Here is a 20694-nt window from a genome sequence, read left to right on the forward strand (position 1 = left end):
GAGGGGGTCAAGGCGGGGGCGGGCCGGGCCTGTCTTTTGGAAAGCCGGGCGATCGCCGGGATGAAGCGCCGTCATTCCGGGGCGCCGTAGGCGAGCCCGGAATCCAGAGCCGCCAACCGCGTTCACGTTTGCACAACCTGTGTTTCTGGATCCCGGGCTCCGCTGCGCGGCCCCGGGATGACCGGGTGTTCTATGAAACAGTCCGGCTTGCAAACCGGAAATTGCAGACCGGAATATGCACGCGCCGCCAGCCGAGGGTCACCCGTCCACCCCCACCCCTAACCCCTCCCCACAAGGGGGAGGGGAACCCGCCATCGCCGCACCAAACCAGCGCTATCCTGCCGGTCGCGCGTGCGCTAAGGCCGCGCGCATGAGCCACACAGCCCCCCGCCACACAGCCCTCCGCCCGACCATGCCCAGCGACACCGTTCCGGCCGCCCGCATCCTCATCGCCAGCTTCGTCGGCACCGCGATCGAGTTCTACGACTTCTACGTCTATGCTACCGCCGCCGCGCTGGTGATCGGGCCGATCTTCTTCCCGCCCGGCGATCCGGCGGTGCAGACGCTGGCGGCCTTCGCCACCTTCTCGATCGCCTTCATCGCGCGCCCCCTCGGCGCCGCGTTCTTCGGGCATTTCGGCGATCGGGTCGGGCGCAAGGCGACGCTGGTGGCCTCCCTGATGATCATGGGCCTGTCGACGGTGCTGATCGGCTGCCTGCCCTCCTATGCCACCGCCGGATGGTGGGCGCCCTTCCTGCTCTGCGTCCTGCGCTTCGGCCAAGGCGTAGGCTTCGGCGGCGAGTGGGGCGGCGCGGCCCTGCTGGCGGTGGAGAACGCCCCGCCGGGCCGGCGCGCGCTCTATGGCATCTTCCCGCAGCTCGGGGCGCCGGTCGGCTTCATCACCGCCAATCTGGGCTTCCTCGGCCTTGCCCTGGCGCTGAGCCCGGCCGACTTCCAGGCCTGGGGCTGGCGCATCCCGTTCCTGGCCAGCGCCGTGCTGGTCGGCGTCGGGCTCTATGTCCGGCTGAAACTCACCGAGACCCCGGTGTTCAAGGCCGCCCTGGAGAAGGCCGCCCCCGAGCGCGTGCCGCTGGCGGTGATCTTCACCAAATACATCCGCGCCACCCTGCTCGGCACCTTCGCGATGGTGGCCTGCTACGCGGTGTTCTACCTCTCCACCGTGTTCGCCCTGAGCTACGGCGTCTCGACCCTCGGCTTCACCCGGCCGACCTTCCTGCTGTTCGAATGCGTCGCCGTGCTGTTCATGGGCCTCGGCATCCCGCTCTCGGGCTGGGCCGCCGACCGCTACGGTCGTCGCCCCGTCCTGCTCTCCGGCCTCGTCTTCACCGCCAGCCTCGGCCTGCTGATGGGCCCGATGCTCGGCAGCGGCCAGGGCGGCCTCGTCCTGGGCTTCCTGTGCCTCGGCCTGTTCGCCATGGGCTGGCTGTTCGGCCCCATGGGCGCCCTGCTGCCCGAACTGTTCCCGACCCGCGTGCGCTACACCGGCGCCTCCGTGACCTACAACCTCGCCGGCATCCTCGGCGCCTCCGCCGCGCCGTATCTGGCGCAGCGGCTGTCGGAATGGGGCGGTGTGGGTTGGGTGGGGCTGTATTTGGCGATCGCGGCTGGGGTTAGCTTTGTGGCTGTGGCGTTGATGGTGGAGACGCAACGAACGGAGCTTGCATCCTGACAAAACCCCAACGAGAAACCTATATTTGTTCTAGTAAGGTCCATCAATAGCAACAGCTCGAATGATATCCAGCTCGCGTTGGTCGCAAATGACATGGAAGCCAGATTTGTAACGTTTGGCAGCCGTATTTTTTGCTTTGGCAACAAAGGTATCAAATCTTGGATATTTACTACATACTATTACAAATCCTATCCTACTTTCAAGTAAAGGCCTCACAGATGCGTGATCAGCTGAAGCAAATAGTTGCTCACATGCATGTTCAACATCTTTACCCTTCAATTCAACAAGAACTGAAACAGAACCTTTTTCGCTCACCAAATAATCAGTGCGCGGTCCTTCGGTTACAACACAGTTGTCAACTTTTGTAATTCGATATTCCTTACTTTCTGGATTGCGAAACACAGCTTTCCTTTTATTTTCTTCTACTTTGACAAGCTTGTGACTCACAACTATAGTGCAGCTATCTCCGGAAACTTTTGGCGACCTGGGTGACGTCGGCTTCTTCGAAATTTTTTTTGTCATTTCAAATCTCTGATTCGATTTGCAGTAACTTAGAAAACTGCCGAGAAATATCCTCAGAGATTTGATCTAGATATCTACCGTCAATCATAAGATCATCATCAATCAAACTTCTTAGCTTTCCGTCCTCAATCGCAAAGGCTGACAGCTGGCTCTCAGTTAGCCAGCACTCACGAGGAACCACATTATTGATATCCTGATTTCGTTTTTTCCTTCTTGCGAGTTGGCCAGCTTTCAAGAAAACATTTAAGTTGGCCATGATGTAGGGGCTATGAGTAGTTAGAATCAAACTTCTTTGATTTCGCTCTGATGCAATTGAGCCTATCAAGAATTCGAGTAAAAGACTTTGCGCTGACGGAAATAGATGCGCCTCAGGTTCCTCAATATAGATTAGTTCTGTAGACCGCCGTGAAGACCTCCGGCTTGAAGGAAATCGCAAGGCGTCCATTTCACTAAAGTAATCCATAAGCGACCACATGGGCAGCAACTCCTGCTGTCCGCTCGATAGAGATGAAAAAGGAATTTTTCTTCCGTCTTCAGTTTCAACAAACTCTGTGTCTTGCTCAAATTTAATTTCACCTCCAAAAAGCTTACTCATGAACAGAAAGCGGCGCTCGTGAAATTCGTCACTCAAGCGGCTATTTTTTATCGAAAATCGACGGGCAGATCTATCTCTAATATTTGCAAATAGTCTAGCGAACTTAATAGTAATTGGATCTAAACTTCCAGCCTGCTCGAATCCGGCGACAAGTCTTCCAATACTTGTGAAAAAAGCTCTTCCTGCCGGAACAAAGGTTTGCCTCGAAACGAAGTCGTTTCCTAGTTCTGCAAGCATCTTTCGATGTATCACGTCTCGAACTCGATACGTTCGATCAATAACATCACCTACTTGTACAGCATTCAGGTCCTCAATTTCTTCACCTGATCGCGTTTTGTCAAATAAATCAGCAGAACGCTTGTAGCTGTCGGTAAACCACTCAGAAAAAGTTATCGAGACATCATCTCTAAGCTTACCTTGGCTTTTCCGTCGTAAAACACGTGCGCTAAAGGCGCCCGAAACATAACTAATATTAAATCTTCCCTGCCCCCAGGCAGATGGAGGAAACCAAATGTTGAAAGATCTAGAAAGGCTTCGTTTATAATCTTCTATAGTGTCGCCCCGTTCAGCGGCTTGTTGAAAATTACTCATTATGTCTGAAAAGAAAAAAGTAAGTTTCGTTGTGACGCTCTTGCCGCTTCCTTGCGGGCCAATAATGACGTTTACAGGAGCAAGGGTAAGGTTTGCTTCTTTTATGCATGAAAAGTCAGAGATCACTAGGGTCGGCATTATGGCCTCAAAATTCGGCTCGGCTTAGTAAGTCTAGGAAGGATTGCGTTCTAAATCTACAAAATTCGTATTCACTAGGAAAATCGCGCTGGATAAAGATGCCGCCATAAATATCTTTAGTGCAAATATTAAAGCTACTTTATGTGGTATTGTTACTGTTATTATAGATTATACATTTATTATCTAACGTATATCTCAATAATTTTATCGGTTAAATTCAATTTTCGGACATCGATCCATCACCACCACACACCCCGCCGCCTCGGCCCGTACGGCGGCGGCATCATCCCGCACCCCGATCTGCATCCAGATGAACCGTGGCACCCAGGGCAAAGCCAGGGCCTCGTCCACCACGCCGCCGGCCGCATCCGAACTGCGAAAAATCTCGACCATGTCGACGGGCTCGGTCAGGTCGGCGAGGCGGGCGATGACGGGCTGGCCCAGCAGGCTCTGCCCCGCGAGCCCGGGATTGACCGGGATCACCCGGTAGCCGCGCGCCAGCAGGAATTCCATGACGTGGTGGCTCGGCCGGGCCGGATTGGCCGAGGCGCCCACCAGGGCGATGCTGCGGGTCTCGGCGAGCACCCGGCGGATCAGGGCAGGGTCGTAGGCGTCGTGGTTCGGGCTCATCCCTGATCTTGTCGGGCATGCCGGAGCATGCTGCAAGGTGAAGCCTGTCCGAACACTGGGTCGAAACCTTGCCCCACACCTTGCCCGACACCTTGCCCCACACCTCGCCCGACCCTGCCTCCGCCGCCTCGCCCGATCCGTCGCCGGACGCGCTGCCGCAAGCCCTGTCCCTTGCCGAGACCGTGGCCTTCCTCGCATCGGCCTTCCCGCAGATGGAGGCCGGCGGCCGGACCTATCACCTCGTGGAGGTCGGCCCCGGCCTCGCCCGGATGCGGATGGACCACCACGACCGCCATCTCCGCCCCGGCGGCACGGTCTCCGGTCCGTCGATGATGGCGCTGGCCGACTACGCCCTCTACGCGGCGATCCTGGCCAGCCTCGGCCCGGTGGCGCTCGCCGTCACCACCAGCCTCAACTTCAACTTCCTGCGCAGGCCCGGCCCAACCGGGCTGCTCGGTACCGCCCGCCTGCTCAAGCTCGGCCGGCGTCTCGCGGTCGGCGAGGTCCATATCACCGGGCCGGACGGCGCCCCCCTGGTCTGCCACGCCACCGGCACCTACGCGATCCCGCCGAATCGCTGAGGCCGGATCGCTGGCACCGCCGGAGGTTCAGCCGCCAAAGGCGTCAAGCGCAGCGTGCAGGCGGCGGCGGAAATCCGCGCGGCGCCGCCCCAGCCGGGCGGCCTCGGCGGGGTCGCGGGTGGCACCCTCGGCCAGGGTCAGCGCACCTATCTGGTATGCCACATAACAGCACAGCATGACATCGATCAGCGCCGGATCGAGGGGGCGATTCCGTGTGACCTCGACGCGACCCTGCAGGTATACGCCGGCCTGCTTTGGCAGGTCGAACTCGACGATCGCGGCGGCCAGATCCCACGCGATATCCTGCGCCCCGATCAGGTCGTGCCCCGCCGCATGGTCGAGCGCGTCGGCCTTCAGGAGCCGCCCATCGGGCAGCGTCAGCCACTTCCAGGGCTGCATCCGGTTGTCGGTCTCGACCCGTCGCACCCCCCGCTCCAGCGCCGCGAGCCGCACCTCCGACCACCGCTCCAGAGCCCGCGCCCGCTCTGCGCCCAGGGCCTCCCCGGCATTGTGCCGGGCCATCGCCACCAGCGTGGACAGGTCCGCCCCGGCCTCCGGCGGGGCCGGAAACGCCGTGGCCCGGAAAGCCAGATAGTCGCCGATCCGGGCGATCCAGGCCTCCCCCTGGTCCGCCCGCAGGGGCACCGCCTCCCCGTGCCAGCGCTCCACCAGGAAGCCGTGGCGCAGGCCCGCCACCTCCGGGATGAACCCGGCCGCCTGGAGCGCCCGGGCCGTCGCGTGCTTGCGCCGGGTCTCGGATCCGAGACCTACGAATTTGATATGCCAGGTGGTGTTTCCCTGTTGCATCAGGAACTTGCGTCGTTCCTGCCAGGCATTCACCGGCGACCAGTCGCCCGGATCGGCCCAGAATTGGCGGCGCCAGCCCCCGCCGGACATGTCCTCCAGGGGCGCCGGTTCACCCCCCACGAGGTCGGTGACCCAGGCCCCGAGCGCCTGATCCGGCCGCTCCGGCGCACCCGCCCAGGCGTCGAACGACAGGGTCCGGCGGGCTATCCGCGCCCAAAGCCGGCGGTGCTTTTCCGAGGCCTGCGGCCCCGGCATTCCGTCGTGGCTCGGGAACAGGGTGACCCGATCCTCCGCCACCCCGAGCCGGTCGAGCGCATCGAGCACCGCCCCGAAGGAGCTGCCCGACAGGCCCGGCCCCTCGTCCACCACGGCCACATTCCGGGCCGCCCGGATCGTCGCCTCCACCGCCTCCGACAGGGCCAGGTGCCGCCGGAACGGGTGCCCCACCGGCCGCACCGTGAGCAGGCGCCGGCTGCCGATTCCGGCCGCCACCATGGCGGCGAGCGGCGCCCCGATGCTGCGCAGGCCGATCACCAGCGTGTCCGGCGCGAGCCCCGCGGTCCGCGCGGCGATCCCGTAAGTCTCTGGATATATTGCGTAAAACGCAAAGCCCTCGGCCCATCGCGTGGCGATCTCCGGCGGCAGGGCCAGCCCGGCGAGCTCCGCCAGAGCCCCGTCGAGATCCGGCACGTCGCGGTGAAATCCGCCCGCCCAGGAGGCCAGGACCGCCTCGGCCAGCCGCAGGATCAGCCCCGTCGCGCCGTCCTGGGCCGGGGAGGGGGCATCGGTGCCGCGGGCCGAAAGGTCAGCATCCGCAAGGCCTTGCAGCAACATCCCGGCCGCGATCAAAGCCGCCGCCAGGGCCTCGTGCCGGCGCAGGCCCTCGGCGTCTCGCGCCGCCCCGAGCCCGCCCGCGATCTCCGCAATGAGGTCGCGCGGGTCTTGGGGGCGATCCCGCTTGCCGAACACGATCACCGGTGGACGGCAGCGCTCACCCGCCCCGGTGCATAGCGGCGCACCATCGCGGCGCAGAATTCGGCGAACTCGTTGGGATCCTGGGGCGGACTGGTGTGGTGCGGCGCCAGTCCGCGATGCTCCGGCGTGAAGCAGAACGTCACCGTGACGTCGAAATCCTCCAGCGCCCGCATCTGCCGATCGAACCAATCGAGGGCGTTGGGGCGGAAGCTGTCGGCCCAGGACAGGCCGGTGCGCAGGTAGGTCACCCCGAGGCGCTTCATCCAGGCCACCGCCTCGTCCAAGCGGTGGTCCTCGTAGTGGAACCACTGGCACAGCCCCAAAGCCGGGGTATGCCGGGCGAACGCCTCCAGGGCCAGCTTCGGCGTGCCGTCCTGGCGCAGCAAGCCCATGTGGAAATGGCGGTAATAGGAGGAACCCTCGGCCTCCCGATGGCGGGTGGTGGCCTCCCATTCGCGCGGCAGATCGTAGAGGCTGTACCAATGGATGCGCGGCGCCTGGCCGATCAGCAGCTCCGCCGTCCGGTCGACGCCCCAGCGCTGCACCTCCTCGGCGCCGAAGGTCGAAATGCCCACCTCCGAGACCCAGACCGGCAGGTGCGTCACCGCCCGGATCTCGGCGATCTTGGCCGGCCATTCGTGGACCTGCCAGAGGTTCCAATCGAGGGGAAAGCCGTGCACCGCCACGGCATCCACCGCATCGAGGGCGCCCGCCCGCTCCATGCGCCGGATGAAGCCCGGATCGATCGGAGAGATCCCGCCAAGCACCCGCGGCAGGCTCGGGTTTTCCGCCCGGATGGCATGGCCGGCGGCGCTCACCATCTCGGCGAACAGGCGCCACTCGGGGTCAAGCTCCGGGTCCCAATGGGATTTGTTGTTAGGCTCGTTCCAGAGCATCGCGGCTTCGATCACGCGGGGATCTCCTGTGCCGGGCGCGCCGGATAGACCGCCCCGGGCGCGGCCTTCTCCGCGCAACGGCAGAGATAGACCTCCTCCTCCGGGTGCCCCACGATGGCAAAGCCGCTCGCCCGCAGCATGGCCTCGGTGCAGGCGCGGTTGGGCACCCACCAGTTGGTCGGATCGCCCGCGTAGCGCTCCTCGATGAAGTGCAGCTTCGGGTAACCGGCTTCGGCGAAGGGCGCGGGTTCGAAGAAATCGTAGTCGCCGGCCACGGGCACCACCTCGCGCGAGCCGCGCTGCATCGACTGGAACACCAGCAGGTCCTTCGCCACGGTCTCGCGGATGAGGTCCAGCGCCAGGAGCGGGTGCCGCAGGTGGTAGAGCACGCCCATGAACAGCACGACGTCGAAGCGCTCGCCCAGCGCCCCGACGTCGTAGACCGACCCCTGCGCGAAGGTGATGTCCTGTCCCGTCACCCGGGCGGCGAAGCGGGCCTGCGCCAGGTAGCGCGCATCGGAATCGAGGCCGAGGACCCGCGCCGCGCCCCGTCGTTTCATCTCGATGGCGTAGAAGCCGCCGTTGCAGCCGATGTCGAGAACGCTCTTTCCCGTCAGGTCCGCCGGAAGAGCATCGGCGAAACCGCGCCATTTGAGCGCCGGATAATCCCCGAGGAAATGGTTCGGGGCGGTCCAGACGCCGTCGAGGTTCATGTTGTGGAACCACGGGCCGAGCGCGTCGATCTCGCCGCGCAGGCGATCCTCGGATCTCATCATGGCGAACCCCTCATGTCAGGTGAGCCGTGCCGTTGAGGCTGTAAACCCGGCCGCCCCCGGGCCAGAGCTCGACGACGCTGATCGAGGCCGGCTCGACCACGAGGCGATCATAGGACGCGACGGAGAGCCCGAGGACATGCAGCAGGACGGCGCGGATGACGTCGCCATGACTGACCGCGATCAGGCATCCCTCCGGTCGCCCCGTCAGGGCCGCCATGGCGCGAACCTGCGCCTCGCCCATGCTCTCGCCGCCGGGCGGACGGTTGTCCGCTCTGCGGGTGTTCCAGGCCTGCCAGCGTGAATCGGCAGCGAGATCGGCCAGGGGCCGGCCGGTCCAATCGCCGAAATCGATCTCGTCCAGGCCGGGCTCCTCGGCGATGCCCAGTTCGAGAGTCCTGGCGATGGGCGCCGCCGTCTCGAGCGTGCGCGCCCGCGGGCTCGACAGCAGCGCCGTCGCCCCGGTTCCGGTCAGAGCGGCACTGACGAGATTCGCCTCGCGCCGGCCCTGCTCGCTCAAACGAACGCCCTCCATCCGCCCGCACAGGATGCGGTTCAGCCGATCGTGGCTACCGTGGCGGACCAGGACGATCCGGGTCACGCCGCCTCCACGGCGGATGATTCCGGCTCGCCGGCGATGAAAGCGCGTGTGCGTGCCCGTGCTTCCGCGTCGGTAAATTGCTGCGGCGGCGCCTTCATGAAGTAGCTCGAAGGTCCGATCAGTGCCCCGCCGATCCCACGGTCGAGCGCCAGCCGAGCGCAGCGCACCGCGTCGATCACGATGCCGGCGGAATTCGGAGAATCCCAGACTTCGAGCTTCAGCTCCATCGACAGGGGCACCTCGCCGAAGGCCGTGCCTTCCAGGCGGATCTGAGCCCATTTCCGGTCCGTCAGCCAGGGCACGTGATCGCTCGGACCGACATGGATATCGTCGGGATCGAGGGGCACGTCGAGCTGGCTGGTCACCGCCCGGGTCTTCGAAATCTTCTTCGATTCCAAACGCTCGCGCTCGAGCATGTTCTTGAAATCGGCGTTGCCGCCGAAATTGAGCTGGTAGGTGCGGTCGAGACGCACCCCGCGCTCGCGCATCAGGTTGGCGAGCATCCGGTGAACGATGGTCGCGCCGACCTGACTCTTGATGTCGTCGCCGAGGATCGGCAGCCCGCGCGCCTCGAACCGCCCCCGCCATTCCGGGTCTGAGGCGATGAAGACCGGGATGCAGTTCACGAAGGCGCAGCCGGCATCGAGGGCACACTGGGCGTAGTATTCCGTAGCGGCCTGCGAGCCGACCGGCAGATAGGAGACCAGCACCTGCGTGCGCGTGCGCTCCAGTTCGGCCGTGACATCGATGGCGAGATCCTCCGCCTCGACGATGTCCTCGCGCATGTAGCGCCCGAGCCCGTCGAGGGTCGGTCCGCGTTGCACCATGACGCCGGACGGCGGCACCTCCGCGAAACGGATCGTGTTGTTCGGGGGGGCACCGATCGCATCGGCAAGGTCGCGTCCCACCTTGCGGGTATTGACGTCGAAGGCCGACACCACTGCAATGTCGCGGACGTGATAACCGCCGAGCGACACGTTCATGAGCCCCGGCACGGTCTCGGCCGGGTCGGCCTCGCGATAATGGTGCAGGCCCTGCACGAAGGATGAGGCGCAATTGCCGACCCCGACGAGGCCGACGCGGATCGAACCTGTGGTCATGCGCCGACCTCCTCCATCAGATCAGGGCCTGCCGTCGTCACGACGCGCGCCGCGATAGCGCCGCGTAGGATCGCCTCCAGTTCCGCAGCGCGTTGCGCGGCGCTGTGGCGGGCAAGGACCCGCGTTCGGGCTGCCGTGCCGATGCGACGGCGAACCGCCTCCGGCTGCAGCCGCAGGATCGACAGCACGTCCTCAGGCTCCTGCGCCGTGATGATCTCGGAGCCCGGCGTCAGGATGGTGTCGAGGCCATCCCACGTGTCGCTGATGATGGTTGTGCCGATACAGGCCGCCTCGAACAGACGTACGCTCGGGCTGTAGCCCGCTCGGATCATGTCCCCCCGGGTGACGTTCAGGGTGTAGCGGCTTGCCGCGTAGAAGGCCGGGTGCCGGTCAGGAGGCAGGTGCGCGATCCGCGTGACGTTCGCCGGCCAATCGATCCCATCCGGATATTGCGGCCCGGCGACGCAGAAACGGAGGTCCAGCGAACGGCGCGCCGGCTCGATCATCAGGCGCTCCAGCGTTGGCTGGCGATCGGGACTATAGGTCCCGAGGTAGGAGAGATCGTAGACCACCTCACGCTCCAGCGCAGGATAGGCCTGCGGATCGACGGAGCAGTACAGGGCACGGGCGATCGGTGAGCCATAGGCTTCTTCTAGGAGGCGGAGGGTCCGGCCGCCGGTGAAGGACAGATAAAGGTCGTACTCCGCGATCTGGTGTGCAGCGAGGTAGGCGCAATCCCCAGCTTCGAGGCGTGCCAGTGTGACGGGCGTGTCGATATCGTAGAAGGCGCGAAGCCCACGGGCCCAATCGAAGATCCGGTCGCCGATGGCGATGCCGTCGGGCACGTAAGACCCGACGATGACCGCATCGGCCGATGCAATCGCCTCCCGGTGCTCCTCCAGCGCCGCAAGATCCGGATAGAGCGCGAAGCGGCAGAAACCTGGTTCAGCCAGATCGCGATGCTCCGCGTACCAGGGCACGTCGCGTTCCAGGAACAGCACGTCGTTGCCGCGGGCGGTAAAGGCTTTCAGAAGAGCGCGGTAGGTCGTGGCATGGCCGTTGCCCCAGGAAGACGACAGGCTCAGGCCGAGAACCACGAGGCGGAGAGGGCGGCTCACGCGACGCTCCGTGCCGGCGTCAGGGTGCCCTTCCGCTTAGCCTCGCTTCTCAAGATCGCGTCGACCTCAGAACCGCGCCGCGCGTAGGTGTGATCGGCGCTGATCCGGGCCTTCGCGCCCTCGCCAATCTGCCGCGCACGGACCGGCGTCAAAGCCGCAAGGTGCTCGGCGACTTCGCGCCCGTCGCGCGCGACCAGTACCTCCTTGTCGGGCTCAAGAAACAGTTCGATCCCGTCCCAGGCATCGGTAATGAGGCAAGCTCCAGCTCCGGCTGCTTCGAACACACGGGTGGCCGGCGAGAAGCCCACCGCCGCCATGCTTTCGCGGGCGATGTTCAACACCGCCAGCGGCGTCGTGTTGAAGGCATTGTGCTCCCGCGTGTAGACATGACCGAGGTGGTGCACATTGGTCGGCAGGCCTCGACTTTCCCAGCCGCTTCCGCCCAGCAGAAAGCGTCGACCCGGCAGCCGGATTGCAGCATCGAGGAAGAAGGCGTCGACCCGCGCCTCGCGGTCAGGCAGGCGGTTCCCCAGGAAGGCGAGGTCTGCGGCAAAGCGCGGTTCGGGAGGAACCGGGTGGTGCGTGGAAGGATCGAGCGCGTTGTAGATCGGAATGCAGCGGCGCGCGCCAAACTGTTCGTAGGCGGTGATAACCGGCGGTCCGCCACCATAGGTCAGTACAAGGTCGAGTTCCGGCATAGCGCGATGCAGCCCGTGATCGGGGTTGCTGCGCATCTCGGCGAGGGTCGCTGGCGCGTCAACGTCCCAGAAAATGCGGATTGCCTCCGGTCGCGACGCTGCGATAACCCCCTGTAAAAGCTCGTCATCGAAGATTCCGACGCCGCTCGCCTTGACCACGACATCGGCCCCGGCCGCTTCCGCAGCCACGCTACGCATCGCCTCCAGCGTGGCAGAATAGACCTTCACTTCGGCATACGGCGGCGGATCGATGTCACGATGCTGCTGGCGATCAAAGGCATCGGGCTCGTAGAAGGTGATGCGATGGCCATACCGCGCGAGGTCGCTGAGCAGGCCACGATAATAGGTCGCTGCGCCGTTCCAGTAGGATGACAGGAGGCTGGAGCCGTAGAAGGCGATCTTCATGCGGATCTCTCCAGAGGTTCGATGCATATCCCGGGTGCGCGCAGGCCCGCGACGATGCCGAGCAACTCCGCGGCCCGATGCGCGCAGGTGTGACGCGCCGCGATGGTGGCGAGGCCGTTCGCCCGGAGGGATGCGCGCAAGTCCGGGTCTTTGCGAAGCGCCGTCAGGTGACGCGCCATCGCGGCTCCATCGCGGGCGACCAGATAATCGGTCCCCGGCCGAAAGAGGCCTTCCGTGTCATCCCAGGGCGCACAGGCGAGGGGAATACCGCAGGCCAGCGCCTCGAAGACACGGATCGTCGGGATACCTGGTAGATGCCGGACGTAGAAGCGACGCGGCACATGGATCGTGGCGAGGTGCTGCGCAAAAAGCGACGGCGCTAAAGCGTTGGGCGCCCAGCCGCGATAGCGCGCGCCGTGGCGCTCCAAAGCTCGGATTGCCAGCTCCGGGTAGCGGACGCCAAAGATATCGAGGTCGAGGCCAGCATCGTTCGCCGGGGCGAAAAGGTAGGTTTCGAGTTCCTCGCTCCGTTCGTCATCACCCCAATTACCGATCCAGATCAAACCGGCCCGCACATTTTCGACGGCTGGAGGATGGAACAATCGGATGTCGGCGGCCTCATGCCAGACGAAAACACGCTGCCCCCATCCCCAGTCCCGATAGACCGAGGCCAATGTCTCACCGAACGCGAGAACACCATCAAAGCCGGAAAGGTCGAAGCGACGCATCTCGTCAGGCGCGCTGACCGCGCGGTGATGGGTGTCATGGAACAAAAGCGTGTAGCGAGCTCCGCCTTTGCGCCGTGCGCCCAAAGCAGCGGCGAGCTCGGGAGCGTTCCATTCGTGAACGACGACGACATCCGCATCCGCAACGCGATCGACAACTGAGCCAACCTGAGGATAGATCACCGAGTTCAAGTCCGGATAAGCCCTGCGATACGCCTCCATTCCGGAGGATCCATGGTCGCGGATCAGGTTCTCCAGGCTCCAGGCGCCCTCCGGCTCGTAAGCTTCGACAGCATGCCCAAGGGCCATCAGTTCGCGCAGCACACCGCGGAGGAAGTGGGCATTGCCGTGGTTCCAGCATGAGGCGAGCGAGTGGGTGAAGTAGGCGATCCTCATGCGGCCGCCCCCGCCAGGGAACGGACAGGCGTTCCCGTCCAACATCCGCGGAAGACCGCGACTACGCCGCTCGTCATCGCGTCGACCCCGTAGCAACTGGAACGCGTGCGGGCTGCAGAACCCTGACGGAGACGTTCGTCGGGATCTTCGACCAGCCCCCGGATTGCCGCTGCCGCCCCCTCTGCATCCTCGGGATCGACGAACAGCGCGGCTCCCTTCCACAACTCACGAAAACTCGCGACATCGGAGAGAACCAGCGCGCATCCCGCGCTGGCCGCCTCCAGCACAGCGAGGCCGAAGGGCTCGTACCGCGCCAGCGACAGGAAGATCGGCCGCTCGCCGAGTTGGGCCGCGATGCCCTGATCGTCGAGACGACCGAGGCAATCGAGGTGCATCACCTCCACCCGCTCACCACCGGGGCTCTCCATCGAGCCGGCCGCGCGGAGCGGCCAGTCAAGGCGCGCGGCCACTTGATCGAGGGTCTCCGCGCGCGCGAAGGCGCACGGTTGTATTTTGAAGGGTCGTGTCGAGGTCACAGGGAAAATCGTCGGGTGCGCGATCGCGGTGGCCCGTCACCTGCGGAGCTGTTAGAGATCCGCCGCTGACCAGGGGAGACGACGATTTTCGACGACGCATGGGCGACCGGGCTGGGCCTCGTTGCCGTCTTCGCCCTGGTGCTCGCCAACGGTTTCTTCGTGGCCGCCGAGTTCGCCCTGGTTTCGGTGCGCAAGAGTCGGGTCGCCGAGCTGGTCACCGAGCGGCGCACCCACGCCGCCGCCCTCCAGCGCGCCACCGACCAGCTCGACGCCTACCTGGCGGCGACGCAGCTCGGCATCACCATTTCGTCCCTGGCACTGGGCTGGGTCGGCGAGCCGGCGCTGGCGCACATCATCGTGCCGGCCTTGAGCTTCCTGCCGGAGCCGGTCGGCACCACCGCCGCCCACACCATCGCGGTGGTCATCTCCTTCATCATCATCACGTCGATGCACATCGTGCTCGGCGAGTTGGCCCCGAAGAGCCTCGCGCTCCAGCGCAGCGAGCGCACCGCGCTCGCGGTGGTGCGGCCCCTCGGCTTATTCCTGTTCGTGTTCCGCCCGGCGATCCTGTTCCTCAACGGCCTCGGCAACGGCGTCGTCCGGCTGTTCGGCCTGCAGGCCGGGCACGGCGAAGGCTCGCTCCACTCCACCGCCGAGCTCAACCTGCTGGTTCAGGCGAGCCAGGAGGCCGGCCTGATCCGCGAGGCGCAGCAGGAGGCGGTCCAGCGCATCTTCTCGATCGGCGAGCGCCGGGTGCGCGATATCATGACCCCGCGACACGAGGTCGAGTGGGTCGATGCCGACGAGGAGCCCGACGCGATCCTGAGGTCGGTGCGGGAATGCGACCATGCCCAGCTGGTGGTCAGCCGCAGCGAAGTCGACGAGATCGTCGGGGTGGTGCGCAAGCAGGACCTGCTCAATCAACTCCTCGACGGCAAGCCGATCAGCGTCCTGGCGGCGACCCAGCCGCCGATCGTCGTACACGAGAGCATGTCGATCCTGGCGGTGCTGGAGACGTTCCAGGCCAAGCCCGTGCGGATGGCGGTGGTCGTCGACGAGTACGGCAGCCTCGAAGGCATCGTGACCCAGACCGACCTGCTCGAAGCGATCGCCGGCAACATCCCCGAGGTCGGCGACGAACCGAACGTGGTCGAGCGCGAGGACGGCTCGCTCCTCATCGACGGCATGATGCCGGCATCCCAGGCCTTCGACCGTCTCGCCTTCGCCGAGCACCCGGATTCCGACGATTTCACCACGCTCGCGGGCTTCGTGATCTTCCGCCTCGGCCGCATTCCCGGCACCGGCGACCACTTCGAGTCGCATGGCTGGCGCTTCGAGGTCGTCGACATGGATGGCCGGCGCATCGACAAGGTCCTGGCGACGCCGCTGACCTGATGCTCCGGTCCCGACCCGCTCCGGCGCTCAGGCCGGAACCGGACGGGTCCCGCGCGGCCGGGCCGTCAGGGTCAGCACGAGGGCCAGGAGCGCGATGGCGGAGCCGAACCAGGGCAGGCTGCCATAGCCGTAGCCGGCCGTGACAAGAGCCCCGCCGAGGGCCGCACCGCTGGCATTGCCGAGGTTGAAGGCCCCCTGGTTCAGGGTCGAGGCCAGGTTGGGCGCATCGGTTGCCGCTTCCACCACCCAGACCTGGAGGGGCGCCACGACGGCGAAGACCAGGGCGCCCCAGATCGGCAGCGTGATGACGGCGGGGATCGCCGCCTGCGCGGTGAAGGCGAACAGCGCCAGAACGGCCACCAGGGCCGCGAAGCTGCCGATGACGGTCGCCATCAGGCGCCGGTCGGCGAGGCGGCCTCCGGCGAGGTTTCCCACCGTCAGGCCGACTCCGAACAGCAGCAGGGCTCCGGTCACCTGCGTCGGTGTCAGCCCGCTCACATCCTCCAGGATCGGGGTGATGTAGGTGAACACCGTGAACAGGCTCACGGAGGCCAGCGTGCTGATCAGCATCGGCAGCAGCACGGGCCAGCGCCGGAGGGAGCGGAATTCGCCGGAAAGGCCGCCGCGCGAGCCCGGCATACCGCCCGGCACGAAGGCCAGGATCGCCCCCGCCGCCGCCACGCCGAGAACGAGGACGCCCCAGAAGGTGGCGCGCCAGCCGGCGACCTGGCCCAATGCCGTCCCGAAGGGCACACCCAGGACATTGGCGAGCGTCAGGCCGGCGAACATCAGCGCCACGGCCTGGGCCCGCTGCTCGCGCGGCACCAGGCTGCTCGCCACCACGGCGCCGATGCCGAAGAAGGCACCGTGCGCGAAGGCGGTGACGATGCGGGCCAGCATCAGGAGATCGTAGGTCGGGGCCAGGGCGCAGCCGAGGTTGCCCAGGAGGAACACCGCCATCAGGACGAGCAGGGCGGTCTTGCGCGGCAGACGTGCGGTGGCGATGGCGACGATGGGAGCCCCGACCGCGACGCCGAGAGCGTAGCCGGAGACCAGCAGGCCGGCGCGCGGAACGCTGACGCCGAAGCTCGCCGCCACATCCGGAAGAAGACCCATGATGACGAATTCGGTGGTGCCGATGCCGAAGGAGGCGGCCGCGAGGGCCAGAATCGGGCGGGACAACGTCGAGGAGCGGGACAGCATCGGTGCCTTGCGATGGGGTCGGGGCGTGAAATCGGGATTCGGGCACGGGATCGGGCTGCACCGGGACGGCGCGAGACCGGATCGCTGCAGTGCAACGTCAGATCCAGGGGCTAACACGAGGCAGCCCGGACCAGCGATGCGTCGAGGTCAGGGAGCCCAAGCGTCGGCCGAATGCGATCCGAAAGTTCTGCTGGAACTCCTCCATCGCGGCCGGCATAGGCCACGCTGACGCGAGGGACCCGGCCATGAACACGGATGCAACGAACACCGGGCCGCACCCGGTCCTGGAGCGAAAGGCGGTGGCGGCCGTCGTCCTGGGCAATGCCCTCGAATTCTACGACTTCACCATCTACGCCTTCTTTGCGAAGTCGATCGGCGAGACCTTCTTCCCCTCGCAGAACGCCACCGACAGCTTGCTCGCCTCCCTGGCTCTGTTCGGCATCGGCTATGTCATGCGGCCCATCGGCGGCATCCTCATCGGGGCCTTCGCCGACCGGGCCGGGCGCAAGCCCGCCATGCTGATCACCATCGCGCTCATGGCGATCGGCATGGTGATGCTGGCGGCCGCTCCCGGCTACGCCACCCTGGGCGGCTGGTCACAGGTCATCGTCATCGTGGGCCGGCTCATCCAGGGGCTCGCTCTCGGCGGCGAGGTCGGCCCCTCCACCGCCTACCTGCTGGAGGCCGCGCCCCCGAAGCACCGCGGCTTCGTGGCGAGCTGGCAGATCGCCAGCCAGGGCTGCGCGGCCCTGATCGCCGGCCTTTGCGCCTCGGCCCTCACCTTCGCGGTCGGCGATGCCGCGATGGGCGACTGGGGCTGGCGCGTGATGTTCGCACTCGGCATCGGCGTGGTGCCGGTGGGCCTGATCATCCGCAGTCACCTGCCCGAGACCGCCGGCGAACGGGCCGATCCCGCCGCCGCAGCCTCGACCTTCGGCGTGGTGCGGCGTCTGGTGCGCGAACATGGGCGGCTCCTCGCGCTGACCTTCCTGATCATCGCGGCCTCCACGGTGTCCAATGCCATCGGCACCAACATGCCGGTCTACGCCCAGGCGACGCTGGGATTGACGGAGACGATCTCGACGGCGGTGCCGATTGCCCTCGGCCTCGCCTCCATCGTGTTTCCGCTCATCGGCGGCTGGCTCGCCGATCGGATCGGGCGGCGCGCGGTGTTGATCTGGCCGCGCGTCCTTATCGTCGTGCTGACCCTGCCGGCCTTCGTCTGGCTCGTGCGCGACCCGACAGGCCCCTCGGTCTACGCCGTCACCTTCCTGCTTTCCGCACTTTCCTCGATCAATGCGGCGGCCATCATCGTGGCGATCCCCGAATCGCTGCCGCGCGCGGTGCGCAGTGCCGGCCTCTCGATCGTCTACGCCTTTTCGGTCTCGATCTTCGGCGGCAGCACGAACTACCTGGTGAACAAGCTCATCGCCCTGTCCGGCGACAAGCTGGCGCCGGCCTACTATCTCGTCGCCTTCAGCATCGTCGGAACTCTCGCGGCCCTCTGGATGCCGGAAACGCGCGGCAAGGACATGGAGTCCGACGCGGCGGCATGACCGGCAAGGCCCGCACTGTTTCGATCCGGTCGCGCCGATCCTGGCGTCGGCCGATCCGCATCAACTCCGTCGGGTGCAGCGATGCGGTGTGGATCGCGCGACCACGATACTGTGGCCCAACTGTTTCAGTCCCGGTGCAAAGCCGGTGGCTATGCGGAATCCGGAAGAATCGCCCGAAACATGCCGGGCTTCGAACAGGACAAGGGCCACGGAGGCCGAGTAAAGCTTGTCAGCCCAGCCGGGCCGGAGCAATCTGAGCTTGGCAATACGCATCACCCGCGCGACGCCGCGACGCTTCCGATCGATCCATCCCGCAGGGTGGACCGACTGACCCGGGACTTCGAAGATCATGACCCTGACAGGTAGACGGGCGGATGCCGGCCAGACGCAGGATCTCGCTCCATCTCCCCAGCGGGCCGGATTTCTCGACCGCCGCACGTTCCTGGTCGGCTCGGCCGTCGGCCTTGGAACCCTGGGGTTGGCCGGTTGCGTGACACCCGATGGGATGGTCCTCGCCGAGGCAGCGAAGACCTACGGACCGATGCCGGACGAGAAATTTCCGATTCCGGCGGCCGACATCAGCAAGGTCGATCCGAAATACTATCGCCGGACGGTTCGGTATGAGTCGAAGGAGGCACCCGGCACGATCGTCGTCGATCCGCGCAATTTCTATGTCTATCGCATCGAGGGGGACGGCGCCGCCACGCGATACGGCGCCAATGTCGGTCGCGACGGATTCCTGTGGAGCGGGGATGCCTATGTCGGCCGCAAATCCGAATGGGCGACCTGGACACCGCCGAAGGAGATGATCCGGCGCCAGCCGGAAGCCGCCCAATATGCCCGCGGCATGCCGGGCGGTCTCGACAACCCACTCGGCGCCCGCACGCTGCACCTCTACCAGAACGGCGCCTATACGCTCTACACGATCTACGCCAGCAGTGAGCCCGACACCATCGGCAGCGGCATCACCAGTGGCTGCGTCGGCCTGCTCACGCAGGACATGATCCACCTCTACGCGCGTACGCCGCTGAAGGCGAAGGTGGTCGTGCTGCCGGCCTAGCGTCTGTCGTTTTTGCTTGTCCTGTCGGGATGACCGGTTTCCCCCGGATCCCTGACAAACTCCAGAATATCTGTCCGCTTCCATTCGAAGCGTCGGCCCACCTTCACGGGCCGCGCTATTCGGCCCGCCTAAAGATCAGGCCGGCTCGAGCGTCCCTCGAGCCGACCTGTCTGTTATGGCGAGGACCGACGTGATCTCTGCACCGTGCCGCTCGGGCGGGCAGAGATCTGTCAGATCAGGCGTCGACCTTCTTGCGGGGACCGCGACGCTTCTTCTCTGCGGGAGCGGCCTCGGCCTCGGGCTCCTCCGGGGGTTCGGCCGTCACGGTCTCTTCCGGCGCGCTCTTGGCGATGCCCTTGCGGCGCTGCTGGCCGAGGCCGAGGGCGCGGGCCAGCTCGGAACGCTGCTCGGAATAGCTGGCCGAGGTCATCGGATAATCGGGCGCCAGGCCCCACTTGGCGCGATACTGCTCAGGGGTCAGTCCACGCAAGGTCAGGTGTCGGCGCAGGGTCTTGTACTGCTTTCCGTCCTCGAAGCTGATCAGGTAGTCCGACGAGATCGAGCGGCGGATCTCCTGCGGGGTCGCCTTCGGCGGGCCGGCTTCGGCAGCGGACGAGCCGCTGTTGGTCACGCCACGGATCGCCTCATGAACATCACTGAGGAGCTTGGGCAACTCGGCGCTTTGAACGTGATTGTTGCTGACGTAGGCCGAGACGATATCGGCCGCCAGGGTGATGAGCCGAGCTGAGTCGTTGTCTGTTTCGTTCATGTGGCGCCACCGATCTGCATATCTGTTGGAGTTGTCTTGAAGCGTAGGCTCAGATCTTTTTGCAAGCAAGATGTTGTATCAAAGATTGCGAGGTTTTCCCTCGGCGCGCTGTGGATCATTTGTCAATTTTTCGCGCATGGCCTGCACTGATGTGATCAATCGCGCCCCGGTTGACCAACAAGACTGTCACGTGTCCTGCGTGTGGAGACGAAGGGCCTGCACGACCTGTCCCGTTCCTGCTGAAAAGCAGCGTCGCCGCGCCGAGGACCACTGGCCGGTTCGGATCGACGCGTGGAGATCCTGGAAAGGCCGGTCCGCATGTCGATCGTCACGCTCCGGACGCGGACTATTCCACAAAGGAATTCGCGAAAAATCGATCCTTACCCCGAAGGTCTCACCATGAATCTCAATAAGAACATTGGACATTGCGTTTCATGCGATAAAACAAATTTATGGTGTTCGCAATGAAGCTGACCGTCTTTATGCCGCCGCGACGAGAAAAGCTTGGTTTGGAACGCAGTGATTCCGTTACGCGGCGGGCCGGAATCGATCCTGGCCAGATGGCACATCGACTTTGCCCGGTCGCCGTCTTGGCGCGGGCTGAGTCACTCACGGATGGTTGATCAAACACCGTCGTCGCGAGGGATCAGCACTGAGGCGATGCTGGGTGCTGCACCGCAACTCTGCCGGCATCCTACGGAGAATGCAGCAACACGCGGAACCCGTGCACCTTCGACCGCCGGTACGCAGGAGGGCGGTTCGATCTCCGGGTCGGGCCGGAACGCGCGGCCCGAGGTATCGCGCAAGACGAACGGGCGGCCTCGACGCGTCGAGGCCGCCCGCGATGTCGGATCACGATCGCGTCAAACGTGGCTTGGCGGCACGATCCCGCGCACGGGTGTGCCCGCAGGCCTGCGGCGCGGGCCTGCGGGCA

The 20694-nt window shown here is 65.1% G+C and carries 19 protein-coding genes; 5 read left to right on the forward strand and 14 right to left on the reverse strand.

Annotated elements, in window-relative coordinates; all coding sequences use genetic code 11:
* Positions 1-412: 412 nt before the first annotated feature.
* A complete protein-coding gene (locus tag ASF57_RS08275) occupies positions 413-1690 on the forward strand; it encodes an MFS transporter (protein ID WP_056481846.1) in 1278 nt (425 codons plus the stop codon).
* Positions 1691-1720: 30 nt separating this feature from the next.
* Here the strand turns inward: ASF57_RS08275 and ASF57_RS26205 are convergent, their stop codons facing one another.
* The 3 genes from ASF57_RS26205 to ASF57_RS08280 form a co-directional block, all read right to left on the reverse strand.
* Positions 1721-2212, reverse strand: coding sequence for a hypothetical protein (locus tag ASF57_RS26205; protein WP_162241549.1), 492 nt, complete (start codon positions 2210-2212; stop codon positions 1721-1723).
* 1 nt (position 2213) lies between these two features.
* Positions 2214-3536 (reverse strand): AAA family ATPase, encoded by a 1323-nt coding sequence (locus ASF57_RS24570; protein ID WP_082503772.1) that lies wholly within the window; start codon positions 3534-3536, stop codon positions 2214-2216.
* A 204-nt stretch (positions 3537-3740) separates the two neighbouring features.
* Positions 3741-4166 (reverse strand): CoA-binding protein, encoded by a 426-nt coding sequence (locus tag ASF57_RS08280; RefSeq protein ID WP_056481849.1) that lies wholly within the window; start codon positions 4164-4166, stop codon positions 3741-3743.
* 212 nt (positions 4167-4378) lie between these two features.
* On the opposite strand from ASF57_RS08280, the gene ASF57_RS08285 reads away from it, so the two are divergent.
* Positions 4379-4747, forward strand: a complete 369-nt coding sequence (locus tag ASF57_RS08285) for a PaaI family thioesterase (RefSeq protein WP_082503826.1) — start codon at positions 4379-4381, stop codon at positions 4745-4747.
* Between the two features lie 27 nt (positions 4748-4774).
* Here ASF57_RS08285 and ASF57_RS08290 read toward each other — a convergent pair whose 3' ends face one another.
* Genes ASF57_RS08290 through ASF57_RS08330 form a run of 9 tightly spaced genes read right to left on the reverse strand, consistent with a single transcriptional unit; the run spans position 4775 to position 13711 of the window.
* On the reverse strand, positions 4775-6529 hold the full coding sequence (locus tag ASF57_RS08290) for a hypothetical protein (protein ID WP_156376019.1): 1755 nt from the start codon (positions 6527-6529) through the stop codon (positions 4775-4777).
* Entirely contained in the window at positions 6526-7440 is a 915-nt protein-coding gene (locus ASF57_RS08295) for a hypothetical protein (RefSeq protein WP_056481852.1), read from the reverse strand. The genes ASF57_RS08290 and ASF57_RS08295 overlap by 4 nt, the downstream gene beginning before the upstream one ends.
* On the reverse strand, positions 7437-8201 hold the full coding sequence (locus tag ASF57_RS08300) for a TIGR04290 family methyltransferase (protein ID WP_056481855.1): 765 nt from the start codon (positions 8199-8201) through the stop codon (positions 7437-7439). The genes ASF57_RS08295 and ASF57_RS08300 overlap by 4 nt, the downstream gene beginning before the upstream one ends.
* Before the next feature lie 10 nt (positions 8202-8211).
* Complete coding sequence (locus tag ASF57_RS08305) at positions 8212-8799, reverse strand: histidine phosphatase family protein (RefSeq protein WP_056481859.1); 588 nt, start codon at positions 8797-8799, stop codon at positions 8212-8214.
* Positions 8796-9899, reverse strand: coding sequence for an inositol-3-phosphate synthase (locus ASF57_RS08310; RefSeq protein ID WP_056481862.1), 1104 nt, complete (start codon positions 9897-9899; stop codon positions 8796-8798). Before ASF57_RS08310 ends, ASF57_RS08305 begins: the two co-directional genes overlap by 4 nt.
* Positions 9896-11017, reverse strand: a complete 1122-nt coding sequence (locus ASF57_RS08315) for a glycosyltransferase (protein WP_056481866.1) — start codon at positions 11015-11017, stop codon at positions 9896-9898. The genes ASF57_RS08310 and ASF57_RS08315 overlap by 4 nt, the downstream gene beginning before the upstream one ends.
* The gene (locus ASF57_RS08320; RefSeq protein ID WP_056481868.1) at positions 11014-12120 is read right to left on the reverse strand and encodes a glycosyltransferase; all 1107 of its coding nucleotides are present in this window, start codon (positions 12118-12120) and stop codon (positions 11014-11016) included. Before ASF57_RS08320 ends, ASF57_RS08315 begins: the two co-directional genes overlap by 4 nt.
* On the reverse strand, positions 12117-13241 hold the full coding sequence (locus ASF57_RS08325; RefSeq protein ID WP_056481871.1) for a glycosyltransferase: 1125 nt from the start codon (positions 13239-13241) through the stop codon (positions 12117-12119). Before ASF57_RS08325 ends, ASF57_RS08320 begins: the two co-directional genes overlap by 4 nt.
* A complete protein-coding gene (locus ASF57_RS08330) occupies positions 13238-13711 on the reverse strand; it encodes a glycosyltransferase (RefSeq protein ID WP_244476866.1) in 474 nt (157 codons plus the stop codon). The genes ASF57_RS08325 and ASF57_RS08330 overlap by 4 nt, the downstream gene beginning before the upstream one ends.
* A gap of 204 nt (positions 13712-13915) precedes the next feature.
* On the opposite strand from ASF57_RS08330, the gene ASF57_RS08335 reads away from it, so the two are divergent.
* Positions 13916-15172, forward strand: coding sequence for a hemolysin family protein (locus ASF57_RS08335; RefSeq protein WP_056184594.1), 1257 nt, complete (start codon positions 13916-13918; stop codon positions 15170-15172).
* Positions 15173-15199: 27 nt separating this feature from the next.
* Here ASF57_RS08335 and ASF57_RS08340 read toward each other — a convergent pair whose 3' ends face one another.
* A complete protein-coding gene (locus ASF57_RS08340) occupies positions 15200-16375 on the reverse strand; it encodes an MFS transporter (RefSeq protein WP_056481877.1) in 1176 nt (391 codons plus the stop codon).
* 245 nt (positions 16376-16620) lie between these two features.
* On the opposite strand from ASF57_RS08340, the gene ASF57_RS08345 reads away from it, so the two are divergent.
* Both ASF57_RS08345 and ASF57_RS08350 read left to right on the forward strand, forming a co-directional pair.
* On the forward strand, positions 16621-17931 hold the full coding sequence (locus ASF57_RS08345) for an MFS transporter (protein WP_056481879.1): 1311 nt from the start codon (positions 16621-16623) through the stop codon (positions 17929-17931).
* Positions 17932-18280: 349 nt separating this feature from the next.
* On the forward strand, positions 18281-18991 hold the full coding sequence (locus tag ASF57_RS08350; protein ID WP_056481882.1) for a L,D-transpeptidase: 711 nt from the start codon (positions 18281-18283) through the stop codon (positions 18989-18991).
* 235 nt (positions 18992-19226) lie between these two features.
* Here ASF57_RS08350 and ASF57_RS08355 read toward each other — a convergent pair whose 3' ends face one another.
* Positions 19227-19760 (reverse strand): MucR family transcriptional regulator, encoded by a 534-nt coding sequence (locus ASF57_RS08355; RefSeq protein ID WP_056481885.1) that lies wholly within the window; start codon positions 19758-19760, stop codon positions 19227-19229.
* Positions 19761-20694 lie beyond the last annotated feature (934 nt).

It is taken from the genome of Methylobacterium sp. Leaf117 (assembly GCF_001422985.1).
GTDB lineage: Bacteria > Pseudomonadota > Alphaproteobacteria > Rhizobiales > Beijerinckiaceae > Methylobacterium.

Excerpts from the sequence above, each read along its gene's own strand:
- ASF57_RS08275 (WP_056481846.1), top strand. The coding sequence starts at position 413 with ATGCCCAGCGACACCGTTCCGGCCGCCCGCATCCTCATCGCCAGCTTC.
- ASF57_RS08285 (WP_082503826.1), top strand. The coding sequence starts at position 4,379 with ATGGAGGCCGGCGGCCGGACCTATCACCTCGTGGAGGTCGGCCCCGGC.
- ASF57_RS08320 (WP_056481868.1), bottom strand. The coding sequence starts at position 12,120 with ATGAAGATCGCCTTCTACGGCTCCAGCCTCCTGTCATCCTACTGGAAC.
- ASF57_RS08280 (WP_056481849.1), bottom strand. The coding sequence starts at position 4,166 with ATGAGCCCGAACCACGACGCCTACGACCCTGCCCTGATCCGCCGGGTG.
- ASF57_RS08310 (WP_056481862.1), bottom strand. The coding sequence starts at position 9,899 with ATGACCACAGGTTCGATCCGCGTCGGCCTCGTCGGGGTCGGCAATTGC.
- ASF57_RS08345 (WP_056481879.1), top strand. The coding sequence starts at position 16,621 with ATGAACACGGATGCAACGAACACCGGGCCGCACCCGGTCCTGGAGCGA.
- ASF57_RS08300 (WP_056481855.1), bottom strand. The coding sequence starts at position 8,201 with ATGATGAGATCCGAGGATCGCCTGCGCGGCGAGATCGACGCGCTCGGC.
- ASF57_RS08350 (WP_056481882.1), top strand. The coding sequence starts at position 18,281 with ATGACCCTGACAGGTAGACGGGCGGATGCCGGCCAGACGCAGGATCTC.
- ASF57_RS26205 (WP_162241549.1), bottom strand. The coding sequence starts at position 2,212 with ATGACAAAAAAAATTTCGAAGAAGCCGACGTCACCCAGGTCGCCAAAA.
- ASF57_RS08340 (WP_056481877.1), bottom strand. The coding sequence starts at position 16,375 with ATGCTGTCCCGCTCCTCGACGTTGTCCCGCCCGATTCTGGCCCTCGCG.
- ASF57_RS24570 (WP_082503772.1), bottom strand. The coding sequence starts at position 3,536 with ATGCCGACCCTAGTGATCTCTGACTTTTCATGCATAAAAGAAGCAAAC.
- ASF57_RS08325 (WP_056481871.1), bottom strand. The coding sequence starts at position 13,241 with ATGAGGATCGCCTACTTCACCCACTCGCTCGCCTCATGCTGGAACCAC.
- ASF57_RS08355 (WP_056481885.1), bottom strand. The coding sequence starts at position 19,760 with ATGAACGAAACAGACAACGACTCAGCTCGGCTCATCACCCTGGCGGCC.